General features: G+C 68.3%; 16 protein-coding genes and 1 tRNA gene. 8 read left to right on the plus strand and 9 right to left on the minus strand.

The features are described from left to right. Position 1 precedes the first annotated feature (1 nt). Genes AMK34_RS39705 through AMK34_RS39715 form a run of 3 tightly spaced genes read right to left on the minus strand, consistent with a single transcriptional unit; the run spans position 2 to position 1,849 of the window. Positions 2-460, minus strand: a complete 459-nt coding sequence (locus AMK34_RS39705) for a hypothetical protein (protein WP_038510071.1) — start codon at positions 458-460, stop codon at positions 2-4. Continuing rightward, on the minus strand, positions 457-1,215 hold the full coding sequence (locus tag AMK34_RS39710; protein WP_038510068.1) for a metallophosphoesterase: 759 nt from the start codon (positions 1,213-1,215) through the stop codon (positions 457-459). The genes AMK34_RS39705 and AMK34_RS39710 overlap by 4 nt, the downstream gene beginning before the upstream one ends. A 4-nt stretch (positions 1,216-1,219) precedes the next feature. Then, positions 1,220-1,849, minus strand: coding sequence for a GntR family transcriptional regulator (locus AMK34_RS39715; RefSeq protein WP_073848998.1), 630 nt, complete (start codon positions 1,847-1,849; stop codon positions 1,220-1,222). 46 nt (positions 1,850-1,895) lie between these two features. Here AMK34_RS39715 and AMK34_RS39720 point away from each other — a divergent pair, with 46 nt between their 5' ends. After that, positions 1,896-3,074, plus strand: a complete 1,179-nt coding sequence (locus tag AMK34_RS39720) for an aminotransferase class V-fold PLP-dependent enzyme (protein ID WP_073848999.1) — start codon at positions 1,896-1,898, stop codon at positions 3,072-3,074. On the opposite strand, the gene AMK34_RS39725 is transcribed toward AMK34_RS39720, so the two are convergent. Further along, positions 3,071-3,562: a DUF1453 domain-containing protein gene (locus AMK34_RS39725; RefSeq protein ID WP_073849000.1), complete on the minus strand. Its 492-nt coding sequence runs from the start codon at positions 3,560-3,562 to the stop codon at positions 3,071-3,073. The genes AMK34_RS39720 and AMK34_RS39725 overlap by 4 nt on opposite strands. A 63-nt stretch (positions 3,563-3,625) precedes the next feature. On the opposite strand from AMK34_RS39725, the gene AMK34_RS39730 reads away from it, so the two are divergent. From AMK34_RS39730 to AMK34_RS39740, 3 genes are read left to right on the plus strand one after another with little or no spacing between them, the layout of a single operon-like run. Continuing rightward, the gene (locus tag AMK34_RS39730; protein WP_073849001.1) at positions 3,626-4,234 is read left to right on the plus strand and encodes a TetR/AcrR family transcriptional regulator; all 609 of its coding nucleotides are present in this window, start codon (positions 3,626-3,628) and stop codon (positions 4,232-4,234) included. Then, positions 4,231-5,727 (plus strand): AMP-binding protein, encoded by a 1,497-nt coding sequence (locus AMK34_RS39735; RefSeq protein ID WP_073849002.1) that lies wholly within the window; start codon positions 4,231-4,233, stop codon positions 5,725-5,727. Before AMK34_RS39730 ends, AMK34_RS39735 begins: the two co-directional genes overlap by 4 nt. A gap of 41 nt (positions 5,728-5,768) precedes the next feature. After that, a complete protein-coding gene (locus AMK34_RS39740) occupies positions 5,769-6,188 on the plus strand; it encodes a cupin domain-containing protein (RefSeq protein WP_073849172.1) in 420 nt (139 codons plus the stop codon). Here the strand turns inward: AMK34_RS39740 and AMK34_RS39745 are convergent. Further along, on the minus strand, positions 6,185-6,703 hold the full coding sequence (locus AMK34_RS39745) for a MarR family winged helix-turn-helix transcriptional regulator (RefSeq protein WP_073849003.1): 519 nt from the start codon (positions 6,701-6,703) through the stop codon (positions 6,185-6,187). The genes AMK34_RS39740 and AMK34_RS39745 overlap by 4 nt on opposite strands. A 14-nt stretch (positions 6,704-6,717) precedes the next feature. Between AMK34_RS39745 and AMK34_RS39750 the strand changes: the two genes are divergently transcribed. Both AMK34_RS39750 and AMK34_RS39755 read left to right on the plus strand, forming a co-directional pair. Then, positions 6,718-7,221, plus strand: coding sequence for a carboxymuconolactone decarboxylase family protein (locus tag AMK34_RS39750; RefSeq protein ID WP_073849004.1), 504 nt, complete (start codon positions 6,718-6,720; stop codon positions 7,219-7,221). Between the two features lie 352 nt (positions 7,222-7,573). Beyond that, positions 7,574-8,320, plus strand: coding sequence for an SdrD B-like domain-containing protein (locus tag AMK34_RS39755; RefSeq protein WP_073849005.1), 747 nt, complete (start codon positions 7,574-7,576; stop codon positions 8,318-8,320). A 45-nt stretch (positions 8,321-8,365) separates the two neighbouring features. Here AMK34_RS39755 and AMK34_RS39760 read toward each other — a convergent pair. From AMK34_RS39760 to AMK34_RS39770, 3 genes are all read right to left on the minus strand, one after another. Then, positions 8,366-8,437 (minus strand) — tRNA-Val (locus AMK34_RS39760). Positions 8,438-8,475: 38 nt separating this feature from the next. Beyond that, positions 8,476-8,937: a peroxiredoxin gene (locus tag AMK34_RS39765; RefSeq protein ID WP_016336116.1), complete on the minus strand. Its 462-nt coding sequence runs from the start codon at positions 8,935-8,937 to the stop codon at positions 8,476-8,478. Positions 8,938-9,013: 76 nt separating this feature from the next. After that, the gene (locus tag AMK34_RS39770) at positions 9,014-9,445 is read right to left on the minus strand and encodes a DUF3052 domain-containing protein (protein WP_016336117.1); all 432 of its coding nucleotides are present in this window, start codon (positions 9,443-9,445) and stop codon (positions 9,014-9,016) included. Between the two features lie 402 nt (positions 9,446-9,847). Here AMK34_RS39770 and aceE point away from each other — a divergent pair, with 402 nt between their 5' ends. Together aceE and AMK34_RS39780 are read left to right on the plus strand one after the other, a co-directional pair. Then, positions 9,848-12,643, plus strand: a complete 2,796-nt coding sequence (aceE, locus tag AMK34_RS39775; RefSeq protein WP_038510048.1) for a pyruvate dehydrogenase (acetyl-transferring), homodimeric type — start codon at positions 9,848-9,850, stop codon at positions 12,641-12,643. 116 nt (positions 12,644-12,759) lie between these two features. Then, positions 12,760-13,971, plus strand: coding sequence for an alpha-hydroxy acid oxidase (locus tag AMK34_RS39780; RefSeq protein WP_073849006.1), 1,212 nt, complete (start codon positions 12,760-12,762; stop codon positions 13,969-13,971). On the opposite strand, the gene AMK34_RS39785 is transcribed toward AMK34_RS39780, so the two are convergent. Beyond that, positions 13,968-14,606 carry a nicotinamide mononucleotide transporter family protein gene (locus tag AMK34_RS39785; RefSeq protein ID WP_073849007.1) on the minus strand — a complete coding sequence of 213 codons (639 nt, stop codon included), beginning with the start codon at positions 14,604-14,606 and terminating at the stop codon, positions 13,968-13,970. The two genes, AMK34_RS39780 and AMK34_RS39785, sit on opposite strands and share 4 nt — an antisense overlap. Between the last annotated feature and the right edge of the window lie 155 nt (positions 14,607-14,761).

A 14,761-nucleotide genomic window follows, 5' to 3' on the forward strand; every position in this document is an offset into this window, starting at 1 on the left:
CTCAGCCACCGGCGAGCTTCTTGATCTCGTAGTCGGGCACGTTCACACCCACGGCGAGGCTCGGGCTCCAATCGATACCGAGCTCTTCGGCGGCACGCTGCGCCTTGATCGCGCCCTTCCGGCCTTCGTAAGTCGACCACGGGTTGAACTTCACGAAGGCCGGCTTCGGATCGGAGGCTTTCCACACCGAGACGAGCACGGTTCTGAGCACCTCGCCCGTGACCACGTACCCGAACGGAACCTCGGCATCGACGATGACACCGGCCGTCAAGCCGTCCTGGTTCTCGCCCACCTCGACCTGGAGGAACTCGGGACGCGCGGCCCGCACCGCGTCGGCGACAGGCCCGACACCGGTCATGGTGGCCGTGGGGGCGGGAGCCTGTTTTTTCTCGGGAATGAACAGTGCGCATCCGCTCAGCAGCAGCGCCAGGGCGGTCACCATCGTGAGCCGTCGGATCACGGCACGACCCGCTGGTGCGTGGTCAGCCTGCCGTCGTCGTGCAGCACGTGGAACAGCAGCGACGGAGGCAGGTCGTAGTCGATGGGACCGCCCTCGCTCCAGTGCCGGAGACCGTTCTCCTCCCACGGGAACAGGATGCTCGACCCGACTGAGGGCGCCGACCGCAGCGGCACGCCGGCGAACGTCGTCGACGCCGCGGTGTGGACGTGCCCGCAGAGCAGGGCGACCACGCGCGGGTGGCGGGAGAGCACTTCCGCCAGCTTGTCCTCGCCGTACTGGCGCATCGCGTCCACCAGCGGCAGGCCGAGCGGGACCGGCGGGTGGTGGAAGGCGATGAAGGCGGGGCCGTCTCCGTCGGCGAGGACGCTGTCCAGCCAGGCCATGGTCTCGTCGTCGAACTGCCCGTCCGGTTTGCCCGGGATACTCGAATCGGCCATGACGAACGTGACGTCGCCGACGGTGTGCGCCACGTTGACCGGGGATTCGTCCGGCGCCTGCCCGAGCAGCCCTTCCCGGAACGGGCCGCGTTTGTCGTGGTTGCCGGGGCAGGTGAACAGCGGAGTCTCGGTCTTGAAGAGTTCGGCCGCGCGCCGGTACTCCTCGACGGTGCCGTGGTCGGAGATGTCACCGGTCACGAGGATCGCGTCGACCGGTGTCGCCAGGCCCTCCAGGTACCGCATGACCCGCGCCGTCCGTTCGTCGGCGCGGTCGCCGCCATCGAGATGGTTGTCGCTCAGATGTGCCGTCACGAACATCGTGTCACCCCATGTCTTCCAGATATGCCAACGTTTTCACCCAGTTCCGCCCGAGCAGCCCGACGGCCGCCTCGACGTCCGCGGCGCGGATCGCCTCGGCGATCCGGTGGTGCTCATCGATACTCTCCCTCGAACGCTCGACGCCACCGAAATAGCGCGCGTCGTAGCGTTTCAGCAGCGGCTTCGTCTGCTCCAGCAACCGCAGCAGATGCGGATTCGTGCACCGCGAGACGAGCAGCGCGTGCCATCGATCATCCAAAGTGGACAGATCTCTCTGCCGCCCGAGCTCCTCGGCCATCTCGTCGGCGATCCGGTCCAGGCCGCCGGTGAGCCCGGCGAGGTCCTGCGGCGAACTCCAGCGCAACGCGAGCGATTCCAGCTCCGCGACGAGCGGGTACAGCTGCCGGGCCTCGTCCGGATCGAACGGCGGCACGAGGAAACCCCGGTTCGGCGCCGAGACGAGCAGACCGCGATCGGCCAGCCCGATCAACGCTTCGCGCAACGGGGTGCGGCTGACGCCCAGCTCGCGGGCGAGGTGCACCTCGTTGATGCGGCTGTCCGCGGCGATCCGGCCGTCAAGCACGCGAGCGGTGATCTCCTCCGCGAGGTCGCGGCGGAGCAGGTTCCTCGTCATCGTTGCAGTATTGCATGCACTTCGGCCGTACTGTATTCAGTTAGGCATGACGGACTTCGATGTGAACCGCGCTCGCACCGAAACCCCTGGTTGTGCGGAGGTGGTCCATCTCAACAACGCCGGATCGTCGCTGCCGCCCGCGCGGGTGACCGACACCGTCGTCGACTATCTGCGCGAAGAGGCCCTGATCGGTGGATACGAGCAGGCCGCGGCGACCGTGGAGCGGATGAACGGCGTCTACGCGTCGGCCGCCCGGCTCGTCGGCGCCGACCCCGACGACATCGCCCTGACCGACAACGCGACCCGCTCCTGGCAAGCGATCTTCTACGCGCTGCCGTTCGCCGCCGGAGACCGGATCCTGACGGCGAAATCCGAGTACGCGAGCAACGTCATCTCCTTCCTGCAGATCGCGAAGCGCACCGGCGCCGTCGTCGAGGTGGTCGACAACGACGAGTCCGGGCAACTGGACGTCGAGGACCTCAAGCGCCGCATCGACGGCGATGTCAAGCTGATCGCCGTCTCGCATGTGCCGACCCAGGGCGGGCTGGTGAACCCGGCCGAGGAGATCGGCGCGGTGGCCAGGGCGGCCGGGATCCCGTTCCTGCTGGACGCGTGCCAGAGCGCCGGCCAGATCGACCTCGACGTCGCGCGCCTGAACTGCGACGCGCTCAGCGTGACCGGCCGCAAGTACCTGCGCGGCCCGCGCGGCACCGGATTCCTCTACGCGCACCCGCGACTGCGTGAACGCGTCGAGCCCGCGATGCTCGATCTTCACTCGGCGGCGTGGACGACGCCCGAAAGCTACGAAGTCGATCCGACGGCGAAGATGTTCGAGGTCTGGGAACGCGATCACGCCGCCCTGCACGGTCTCGGCGCGGCGATCGACTACGCCCTCGAATGGGGCATGCCCGCCATCGAAGCCCGCGTCGCCGCGCTCGCGGCCAAACTGCGTGACGCGCTCCGCGAGATCCCCGGCGTCCGTGTCCACGACCAGGGTGTGCGGCAGTGCGGGATCGTCACGTTCAGCGTGGCGAAAACGCCGTCGCAGGACGTGAAACAGCGCCTGGCCGCGGCGAAGATCAACGTCAGCGTCACCGAGGCGACGTCCGCCCAGTTCGACTTCGCCGAGCGCGGACTGCCGCCGCTGGTCCGGTCTTCGGTGCATTACTTCAACACCGAAGACGACATCGCGCTCCTCGTCGGCGAAGTCGGGAAACTGGCCTAACGACGGGAAAGCAGCGAATCGGACGGCGGGGCGTACGGCAGCCCCGTCGTCTTCGCGCGCTTGGCGATCACCAGCGCCTCCCCCAGCAGGCTGACGCCGATCGACAGCGTCACCGGCCGGGCGTCGGGATGTGCCCCAGCCGTGGTGGCCAGGAACCCGATCCCGAAGTTCACCAGCAGCGAGAGCACCCAGACGCCGAACGTCCAGCCGGTGTAGCGCAGCCACAGCACGCCGTCGCGCTCGAACAGTTTCGTGGTGGTGGCACGCACCGCGCCGAGACCGCACCCGACCGCGGATCCCAGCGTGAGCCAGAGTCCGTCGGTGAAGGTGAAGATCTCCAGTTTGACCAAGCCGTAGACACCGATCCCGAGCAGGATCACCGGCGCCCCGAACACCTCCCGGGCCACCAGCGGCTCGCCGCGCAGCCTGCGCACGATGAGCACGATCACCGCGGCGACCACCAACGCGATCAGCAACCAGGTCCGCATGAACTCCCCCTTTGTAGCATGACTGTGCCAAATAAAATAGCAAGGTCGTGCTATAAAGACAACGTGCCCAAGATCGTCGACCCGGAAGCCCGCCGCCTGGAGATAGCCGAAGCCGTCTTCCGGGTGATCCAGCGGGACGGCCTCGCGCAGGCGTCGCTCAGGAGCGTGGCCGAGGAGGCCGGTCTCGCGATCGGTTCGGTGCGGCACTACTTCAGCGGCCACGACGAGCTGATCGTGTTCGCCATGCGCGCGCTCGGCGACCGGCTGGAGGCGCGGCTGGCGGGACACATCCCCGTTCTGCTCGACCCCGCGACACCACGTTCACGGCGACAGGAAGCCACCGAGGCGTTCCTCGGCGAACTTCTTCCGCTCACCGAACAGACCCGCGCCGAAGCCGACGTCTGGCTGGCGTTCTCGGCCGCCGCGAAGAACCGGCCAGACCTCGCGGAGGAGGCCAAGCGCATGTACGAGGGAGTCCGGTTCCTCGTCCGTCGGGTGCTCGAGGGCGCGAACGAAGCGGGCGGTCTGCTCGCCGACGTCGACCTGAACGTCGAGACCGAGCGGCTCGCCGCGCTGCTGGACGGGCTCGCGGTGTCGGCGGGCCGGACTTCACCGGAGCTGATGCGCGCGGTGCTCCGGCGGCACCTCGAAACCCTGCGGCGCCCGGGATGAGCACTTTCTACGAAGTCGCCGCCCAGGCCCCTGACCGCGTCGCGGTGATCGACGTCGACGGCCGCGAGACCACCTTCGGCGAGCTTTCGGCGCGGGCGAATCAGCTGACCCACGCCTTGCGGGCACTCGGCCTCCGTGAGGGCGACGGCGTCGTCGCGATCATCCACAATGGACTCACCTACTACGAGCTCCTGCTCGCGACCCTGCAGGCGGGGATGTATTTCACGCCGGTCAACCACCGGTCCTCACCCGCCGAGATCGCCTACATCGCGGCCGACAGCGGCGCCAAGGTCGCCGTCGCGGACGCGGACATCGCGGCGACGTGCACCGCGGAACTGTCCGGCCTGCACCGGTTTTCGCGCGGCGAGACACCCGGCTGGGCCGAGTACGCGGCTTGGGGAACGGACCTGCCCACGACCACGCCGGAGCGGCGGACCGCCGGCCAGACGATGCTCTACACGTCCGGGACCACGGGGCGCCCCAAAGGCGTCCGGCGCGCCCTTTCCGGGCAACCGCCCGCACTGCACCCGATCCACGTGCACACCCTCGAACGCCTGGACATCCGGCCGGGGCACGGCGTGCACCTCGTCGCCTGCCCGCTCTACCACGCGGCGCCCGGGATGTTCTCGACCGCGGCCCTGCACCTCGGGCACACGCTCGTCCTGATGGACCGGTTCGACGCCGCGGAAACGCTGCGGCTCACCGAAAAGCACCGCGTGACGAGTACGCATCTGGTGCCCACGATGTTCCACCGCCTGCTGCGGTTGCCCGAAGACGTGCGTGCGCGCCACGACCTGTCGAGCCTGACGTCGGTGATCCACGGCGCCGCGCCGTGCCCCCGGGAGGTCAAGGAGCGGATGCTCGCCTGGCTCGGACCGGTCGTCCACGAGTACTACGGCGCCTCCGAGGGGCTGATCACGGCGGTGCACGCGCGCGAATGGCTCGCCGCACCGGGCACCGTCGGCAAGCCGCTGGACGGAGTGCGGGTCGAGGTTCTCGACGACGACGGCCGCGAGCTCCCCGCGGGCGAAGCCGGGATGCTCTACTTCAGTTCCGCGCACACGAAATTCGACTATCACGGCGATCCGGGCAAGACGGCCGCCGCGCGATCCGGGGAGTTCGTGACCGTCGGGGACGTCGGCTATCTCGACGCCGAGGGGCGGGTGTTCCTGTGCGACCGGCGGACGGATCTCATCCTTTCCGGTGGCGTGAACATCTATCCGGCCGAGATCGAAGCGCGGCTGCTGAGCCATCCCGACGTCGCCGACGTCGCGGTGATCGGCGAGCCTGATCCCGAATGGGGCCAACGCGTCGTCGCCGTCGTGCAGCCGACCGATGGCGCCACCGGGGATCCCGCGCTGGCGAAAAGACTCGAAGAGCACTGCCGGGCCGAGCTCGCCGGGTTCAAAACGCCGCGCCGGTTCGACTTCCGGGACCGGCTGCCGCGGACGGAGAGCGGCAAGATGCTGCGGCGGACACTTCGGGCGGAATGAACGACCCTTTCGGGCAGTGCCGATCGCGGTACCGTTCGCTCATGCGCCTGCGGTCCGTGACCACGCTGCTCGCCTCCCTCGTCCTCGCGCTCGCCGTCCCCGCGACGGCCAGGGCGACTCCCGGATCCGGGGTGACCGGGACGATCTTCCAGCAGCGGACGGTCGGGAACACCGACTACGTGCTGCGCGAGGTCGTCATCCAACCCGGTGGCTACACCGGCTGGCACTATCACGACGGAAAGCTGTACGCGTACGTGAAAGCAGGCACGCTGACGCACAACTCGGCCGACTGCGGGCTCGACGGCCTGTACCGGAAGGGCGCAGTCTTCACCGAGCCGAGCGACACCGTCCACATCGGACGGAATCTCGGGACGACACCGGTCGTACTGGAGGTGCTCTACGTGCTGCCACACGGGAGCCCGCTCTCGCAGGACGCGCCGAATCCGGGTTGTCCGTTCTAGGGTCCGAACCAGCCGGCGACGTCGAGGCGGAAGCCGTCCGACGGCACCATCGTGCGAAGGTCGGCTTCGAGCGCGCGGACCCTGTCGATGCCCAACGTGTCCGCCCACTCCTTGCGCAACTCGTCGAAGATCGCCGCCGACCGGCCGAGTGAGTCGAACCCGCGGCTGGTGAGCCGCACGACCTTGCGCCGCGCGTCGGCCGGGTCGTCGACGCGTGCGACGTAGCCGAGCTGCTCCAGCCTGTCGACGGTCTTGCCCGCCGCCTGTTTGCTGACCCCGAGCCGCCTCCCGATCTCGCTCGCCGTCGCGCCTTCGCGGCCGATCGCCTGCATGGCGAAGCCGTACGCCGGCCGGGCGTGGGGATGTCCCTGCTCGGCGAGTTCGGCGTGCAGCCGGTCGATGATCGAGCGGAAGCCCGCGAACAGCAGGAGCGGCAGCTCGAAGCCGGGAGTTTCGAGAACCCGCTTGCCAGATTCGACAACCTGGTTTACCTTTTCGTCAACCACGTTGACCATCTTAAGGGGAAGACTTGTTCACCGATCACACCGTCGAAACCGCACCCGAAGCCTCGCGTCGCGCCATGGAGGCGACCATCCGGAAGTTCGGGCACCTCCCCACCGCCGTCGCCCGGCAGGCGTCGTCACCCGAACTGCTCGACGGATTCCTGAAACTCAGCGCGAGCTTCGAGCGGACCACGCTCGACCCGCTCGCGCGGGAAACGGTCGTGATGACCGTGGCGACCCGCAACGGCTGCGAGGTCTGCGTCGAGATCCACACCGGCAAGCTGAAGGGACATCACGCGGACGACGACGTCATCGCGGCGCTTCGCTCGCAGCAGCCCGTTCCCGACGAGCGGCTGGAAGGCATCCGGCAGTTCACGGTGGCGGTGCTCGAAACCGCGGGCGCCGTCGACGACGAGACCCTGCGGACCTTCTTCGGGCACGGATACACCGAACGGAACGCCCTCGAAGTCGTCATGGGCATCGGCGCCTACACGATGTCGACGCTGGCGAACCGGCTCATCCGGGCCTAGTCGCTCACCGTGATCGCCCCTCGCGGCCCGGATCACTCCAATGGCCGCCGATCTTGATGTATCTGGGCAGTCCCGACCGTCTCCTGTCTTGTGCAGCCGAAAGTTCGCCACCCGCGGCGCGGCGCACCGGCGGTCTGGCCTGCCGAGGGGGCAGACCAGACCGCCGAAAACCGAAGACGTTCCACAGGTGTTGGGGGTGCGTGAAGGCCTCCTTCCCTCGGCTGAGCCGAGTGAAGGAGGCCTTCACGTGTCTGGGACCATTCGACAGCGCTCGAATTGTCGGCGCCCTTCGCTAGCCTCAGGACACTGGACCGCGCCCCGATCGCCGTCCACTGAACTGGGGAGCTCGAAGATGCGAAAAAAGCTGTACGCCCTACTGCTCGCCGCGCTGAGTGTCGCGGCCGTCCTGGTCGCGACCGGGACGGCCGCGGCCAACGAACCGGCCGGAAGGATCACAGGATTCATCTGGTGGGACCGGAACGGCAACGGCAATTGGCTGGACTCGGGCGAACCGCGGAGAGAAGGCGCGAAGATCGTCGCCCACCACGAGGGCACGAACGTTGACTTCGTCACCTTCACCGACGCGAACGGCGAGTATGACCTGAAGAATCTGCCACTGGGCACCTACCAGGTACACGCGGTGGACGACGGCTACTACACGACCACCGGCTGGAACACCCGCGAACGCACGCTCACCGACGACCGTCCCGGCTCGGAGGTGTTCGGTCACAAGGGCACCCGGCTGCAAGGGCGCGCTTGGACCGACATCGACGGTGACGGAATCCGCGAGGCCGAAGACCCGCTCCGCGAGGCCACCTTCACCTTGAGAGGACAAACCGACCACGAAGGCCCGATCTCGCGTACCGCGACGACCGTGAACGGCGAGTACTACTTCGAAGATCTGCCTTCGGGCACCTTCACGATGGAGACCCCCGGCATCAGCGGACTCACGGCCACCCGATACCAGGCGGGTGACTACTGGTCGAACTGGTACCGGAACAACGACTTCACCGGCACCGACCTGCTGAAGACCGAACCGTTCACGATGTACGCCGCCGGCTACGAACCGAACATCGACGCCGGTTTCACGACACCCTGACCACCGCCCGCATGCCTCGCCCCTGGGGCGGGGCATGCGTTTCGGTGGGCGCAGTAGGGATCGAACCTACGACCGCTCGGGTGTAAACCGAGTGCTCTCCCGCTGAGCTATGCGCCCGGGAGGTGGCACCCGCGCACGGGTGCCACCGTGAAGACTCAGGCCAGCGAGGCCACGGCCTTCTTCCACGCCTGCTGGTCGCGCGCCTCGCCGGGCTGGTTGACCTCGGCGAACCGCACGACGCCGTCCTTGTCGATCAGGAAGGTGCCGCGGGTGGCCAGGCCGGCCGCCTCGTTGAAGACGCCGTAGGCCTTCGCGACCTCGCCGTGCGGCCAGAAGTCCGAAAGCAGCGGGAACTGGTAGCCCTCCTGCTCGGCCCACGCCTTGAGCGAGAACGGGGTGTCCACGGACACGCCGATCACCTGGACGCCCTGGCCGTCGTAGTCCGCGAACTCGTCGCGGAGCTGGCACAGCTCGCCGGTGCAGATGCCACTGAACGCGAACGGGTAGAACACGAGCAGGACCGGCTTGTCACCCTTGAAGGACGACAGCGTCACGGACTGCTTGTTGTAGTCGTTGAGCGTGAAGTCCGGGGCTTGCGATCCGACCTCGACGGCCATACCGGCGGTTTCCTCTCAAGAGCGAACAGGGGCCTGCGACGACAACCCTATCGTGTCGATCGCGCGGCTCCCGAAGTCACCGCTTGGTCTTGGACGACTTCGGCGAAACCAGCCGGGTGCCCGCCCACTTGGGGCCGGCACTGATGTTGGCCGTCTGGGCCAGTCCGACCTGCGGCACCGCCTCGGCGATGTCACTCGGCTCGACATGCCCTGGCTGGCCCGTCTTCGGGGTCAGCACCCAGATCACACCGTTCTCGTTCAGGGGAGTCCGGACCTCGATCAGCGTGTCACCGAGATCACCGTCGTCTTCGCGCCACCACAGCAGCACCACGTCGATGACCTCGTCGGCGTCCTCGTCGAGGATGTCGCCGCCGATCTGTTCCTCGATCGCCGCACGAAGGTCGTCGTCGACGTCCTCGTCCCAGCCGATCTCCTGGACCACCATGTCCGGCTTGATCCCGAGCCTTTCGGCGACGCTGCTCTGATCAGCGTCTCCCGCGGCGACCACTGCTGTCACTCCTCCAACTACGACGGAGCGTGGTGTCGCGTCGGCCTGATCGGCCGGGCGGGCACCACACTCGGGTACACGATGCCCGTTAGCGAACACTGGTGAAGCGTTCCGCGCAACCGTCCACACCGGATCTTGAACAACTCGTGTCGCGGCGTACGGACATTCAGCCCACTCTCACGGGGTCAATTCGGGCGCGCCTGGGCACCTCCGAACGGCCTGCTTTAGGGTGGGAGAGAAAACGCGCGCGCGAGTACAGGCGCGTGCGAGGCGTGTCGCAATCGGGTCCGCGAACGTTACCGATCAGTAGCGGTGACGCGAACGGAACCGGAGGACGACGATGGACGGCGAACACGCCCGCGTACGAGCACAACCAGCTACCACCTTTCGCAAGGAGACCCCTTGGCCCCGCAGAACGACGGCGCCTCCGGCAAGGAGACCCCGGCACGCGTCCGCGTCATCCGTGACGGATTGGCGGCGCACCTGCCCGACATCGACCCGGAGGAGACCGCCGAATGGCTGGACTCCTTCGACGAGGCGCTGGCCAGGGGTGGTCAGCAGCGCGCCCGGTACCTGATGCTGCGCATCCTCGAGCGGGCCAGGGAACGCCACGTCGGCGTCCCGGCGCTGACGTCGACGGACTACGTCAACACCATCCCCACCGAGAACGAACCCTGGTTCCCCGGTGACGAGGAGATCGAGCGCCGGTACCGCGCCTACATCCGGTGGAACGCCGCGATCATGGTGCACCGCGCGCAGCGTCCCGGCGTCGGCGTCGGCGGGCACATCTCGACCTACGGCTCCTCCGCCGCGCTGTACGAAGTGGGCTTCAACCACTTCTTCCGCGGCAAGGACCACTCGGGCGGCGGCGACCAGATCTTCATCCAGGGCCACGCCTCCCCCGGCATCTATGCCCGCGCGTTCCTCGAGGGCAGGCTGACCGAGAACCAGCTGGACGGCTTCCGCCAGGAGTTCTCGCACGCCGGCGAGGGCGGCGGCCTGCCGTCGTACCCGCACCCGCGGCTGATGCCGGAGTTCTGGGAGAACCCGACCGTGTCCATGGGCCTCGGCCCGATGAACGCGATCTACCAGGCGCGATTCAACCGCTACCTGCGCGACCGCGGCATCAAGGACACCAGCGACCAGCACGTCTGGGCGTTCCTCGGCGACGGCGAGATGGACGAGCCGGAATCGCGCGGCCTCATCCACGTGGCCGCGAGCGAGGGCCTCGACAACCTGACCTTCGTGATCAACTGCAACCTGCAGCGGCTCGACGGCCCGGTGCGCGGCAACGGCAAGATCATCCAGGAGCTGGAGTCGTACTTCCGCGGCGCCGGCTGGAACGTCATCAAGGTCATCTGGGGCCGCGAGTGGGACTCGCTGCTGCACGCGGACCGTGACGGCGCGCTGGTCAACCTGATGAACACCACGCCGGACGGCGATTTCCAGACCTACAAGGCCAACGACGGCGCGTTCGTCCGCGAGCACTTCTTCGGCCGCGACCCGCGGACCAAGGAACTGGTCAAGGACCTCACCGACGCCGACGTCTGGAACCTCAAGCGCGGCGGGCACGACTACCGCAAGGTCTACGCGGCCTACAAGTCGTCGCTGGAGCACCACGGCCAGCCGACGGTGATCCTGGCCCACACCATCAAGGGTTACGGCCTCGGGCCGTCCTTCGAGGGCCGCAACGCCACGCACCAGATGAAGAAGCTCACCCTCGACGACCTCAAGCTGTTCCGGGACGCCCAGCGCATCCCGATCAGCGACGAGGAGCTCGAGCGCGACCCGAAGCTGCCGCCGTACTACCACCCGGGCAAGGAATCGGCCGAGATCGAGTACATGATCGGCCGCCGTCGCGCGCTCGGCGGGTTCCTGCCGGAACGCCGCCCGAAGGCCTCGAAGGCCCTCGTGCTGCCCGGCGACAAGGTCTACGAAGGCATCCGCAAGGGCTCGGGCAAGCAGGAGGTCGCCACCACGATGGCGTTCGTCCGGCTCGTCCGCGAGCTGGCGAAGGACTCCGAGATCGGCAAGCGGATCGTCCCGATCATCCCGGACGAGGCGCGCACCTTCGGTCTCGACTCGATGTTCCCGACGGCCAAGATCTACAACCCGCACGGCCAGACGTACACGTCGGTCGACGCGAGCCTGATGCTGGCCTACAAGGAGTCCGAAAAGGGCGTCATCCTGCACGAGGGCATCAACGAGGCGGGCTCGACCGCGTCGTTCACCGCCGTCGGCACCTCGTACGCCACGCACGGCGAGCCGATGATCCCGATCTACATCTTCTACTCGATGTTCGGGTTCCAGCGGACCGGTGACGGCCTCTACGCGGCGGCCGACCAGATGGCCCGCGGGTTCGTGCTCGGCGCCACCGCCGGCCGCACCACGCTGACCGGTGAGGGCCTCCAGCACGCCGACGGGCACTCGCTGCTGCTGGCGGCGACCAACCCGGCCGTCGTGGCCTACGACGCGGCGTGGTCGTTCGAGATCGCCCACATCGTGCGGGACGGTCTTCGCCGGATGTACGGCGAGACCGGGCCGGACGGCAACGGCGAGAACATCTTCTACTACATGACGATCTACAACGAGCCCTACCAGCAGCCCGCCGAGCCCGAGAACCTCGACGTCGACGGCCTGCTCAAGGGTCTCTACAAGTACGCGGACGCCCCGTCGGGCGACGGCCCGGAGGCGCAGATCCTGGTCTCCGGCGTCACCATGCCGGACGCGCTGCGGGCGCAGCAGATGCTGGCCGAGGAGTGGGGCGTACGCGCGGCCGTGTGGTCGGCGACGTCGTGGACCGAGCTGCGGCGCGAGGCCGTCGAGGTCGACCACGACAACCTGCTCCACCCGGGCGACTCCCCGCGTGTGCCGTACATCACGCAGAAGCTGTCCGGTGCGAACGGGCCGGTCGTCGCGGTGTCGGACTGGATGCGGGCCGTGCCGGACCTCATCCGCCCCTGGGTGCCGACCGACATGCTGACGCTGGGCACCGACGGGTTCGGGTTCTCCGACACCCGTCCCGCCGCCCGGCGGAAGTTCCTGGTCGACGCCCAGTCGATCGTGGTCGGCACGCTGAGCGCGCTGGCCAAGCGCGGCGAGATCGACCGGTCGAAGGCGGCGGAGGCGGCACGCAAGTACCGTCTCGACGACGTCGCCGCCGCGGGTCCGCAGTTGTCGGACTCCGGTAGCGCCTGACGCTGAGATGAAGGGACCTTTCCTTGCAAATTTCGCAAGGAAAGGTCCCTTCATTGCGTCCGGCGGCGGAGGAGCTAGGGTGAGACATCGGATGTTTGCGGAAAGGGTGAGCGAGTGTGACCAAGCGTCGACTGCCGAAGCCGAGTGAGCTGAAGCAGATCCTGCGGCCGAAGCCGATCGTGCTCAACCCGACCGAGCGGCGGCTGGCGGGCGCGCACACGATCGCCGATCTGCGGATGCTCGCCCGCAAGCGGACGCCCAGGGCGGCGTTCGACTACACCGACGGCGCCGCGGAGCTGGAAGACAGCCTCCGCCGCGCCCGGCAGGCCTTCCGCAGCGTGGAATTCCACCCGAACGTCCTGCGCGGCGTGTCCGATGTGGACACGGGCAAGGAGATCCTCGGCAAGCGTTCGGAGCTGCCGTTCGCGTTCGCGCCGACCGGGTTCACGCGGATGATGAACCACGAGGGCGAGTCCGCGGTGGCCCGCGTCGCGCAGCGCAACGGCATCCCGATGGGGCTGTCGACGATGGCGACGACGTCCATCGAAGACCTCGCCGCGGCCGCCCCGGAGGCCCGCAAGTGGTTCCAGCTCTACGTCTGGCGCGACCACAAGGCGGGCGAAGATCTGATGAATCGCGCCTGGGCCGCCGGCTTCGACACGCTCATGCTGACGGTCGACACGCCGGTCGCGGGCGCGCGGCTGCGCGACGTCCGCAACGGGCTGACCATCCCGCCCGCGCTCACCCTCAAGACGTTCGTCGACGGCGCGATGCATCCGGCGTGGTGGTTCAACCTGCTGACCACCGAGCCGCTGACCTTCGCGTCGCTGAGCCAGTTCGACGGCACGGTCGCCGAGCTGCTCAACCAGCTCTTCGACCCGACCCTGAACTTCGACGACCTCGACTGGGTCCGCCAGACCTGGCCGGGCAAGCTCGTGGTCAAGGGGATCCAGAACGTCGACGACGCGCGTGACGTGGTCAGGCACGGCGCCGACGCGGTACTGCTGTCCAACCACGGCGGCCGCCAGCTCGACCGCGCGCCGACGCCGATCGAACTGCTGCCCGCGGTGCTCGACGAGATCCAGGGCGACGCCGAGGTGTGGGTCGACACCGGCATCCTGTCCGGCGGCGACATCGTGGCCGCCATCGCGCGCGGCGCGGACGCGGTGCTCATCGGGCGCGCGTTCCTCTACGGCCTGATGGCCGGCGGCGAGCGCGGGGTTCAGCGGTGCGTGGACATCCTGCGCGCCGAGATGACCCGGACGATGCAGCTGCTGGGTGTCCGCACCCTCGCCGACCTGAAGCCCTCACACGCCACCATGCGCTAGACCGCGGCCGAGACCCCGGACGGCGCGGCGCTGACCTGCTTCGCCGTCCGGTTCCAGCTCCACCAGCCGTGCACGACCAGCCCGGCGAACACGATGTACACCGCCGCCGAGAAGTACAGGCCCGACGAGAGCTGCAGCGGTACGCCGATCGCGTCGACGACCAGCCACACCAGCCAGAACTCGACGAGACCCGCGCCCTGGGCGGCGAAGGCCACCAGCGTGCCGACGAAGATCGCGGCGTCCGGCCAAGGCGCCCATGAAGCGTCCAGCGCGTCGAGGACCAGCGCCATCACGGTGGTGCCGATCGCGAAGGCGCCGGCCATCGCCAGACGCTCGCCGAGACGGCCCTTGCGAACGACGACGCCGTAGACCGGGTCGCTGCGGCGGGACCAGGCCCACCAGCCGTAGATCGAGATGGCGAGGATCGCGATCTGCCTGGTCGCGAGCCCGCCGAGATGCGCGGAGACGTAGACCGAGAACAACAGCACGGTGGCGCCGACCTGGACCGGCCACGTCCACAACGTGCGGCGTTGCGCCAGGAAGACCACGGCGAGCGCGAAGATCTGCCCCGCCAGCTCGGCGAAGGAGATCCATTGTCCGAGCACCGTGACACCGTTGTGCAGCAGGAAGTCCACGTCCGCACCCCTCTCCGTCTACCGCTCCAACATGCTCCGTTCCGGCCCCATTCCCCAGTGAGTGTGAGGTGCGGAACAGGCGGGCGGCTCGAGCGGCGCTGAGGAGACGCGAAAGGGCCCTTCACCGCGTGTTCCGCGGCGATGGGCCCTTCGAC

Source organism: Amycolatopsis sp. CB00013 (assembly GCF_001905755.1).
Taxonomy (GTDB): domain Bacteria; phylum Actinomycetota; class Actinomycetes; order Mycobacteriales; family Pseudonocardiaceae; genus Amycolatopsis; species Amycolatopsis japonica.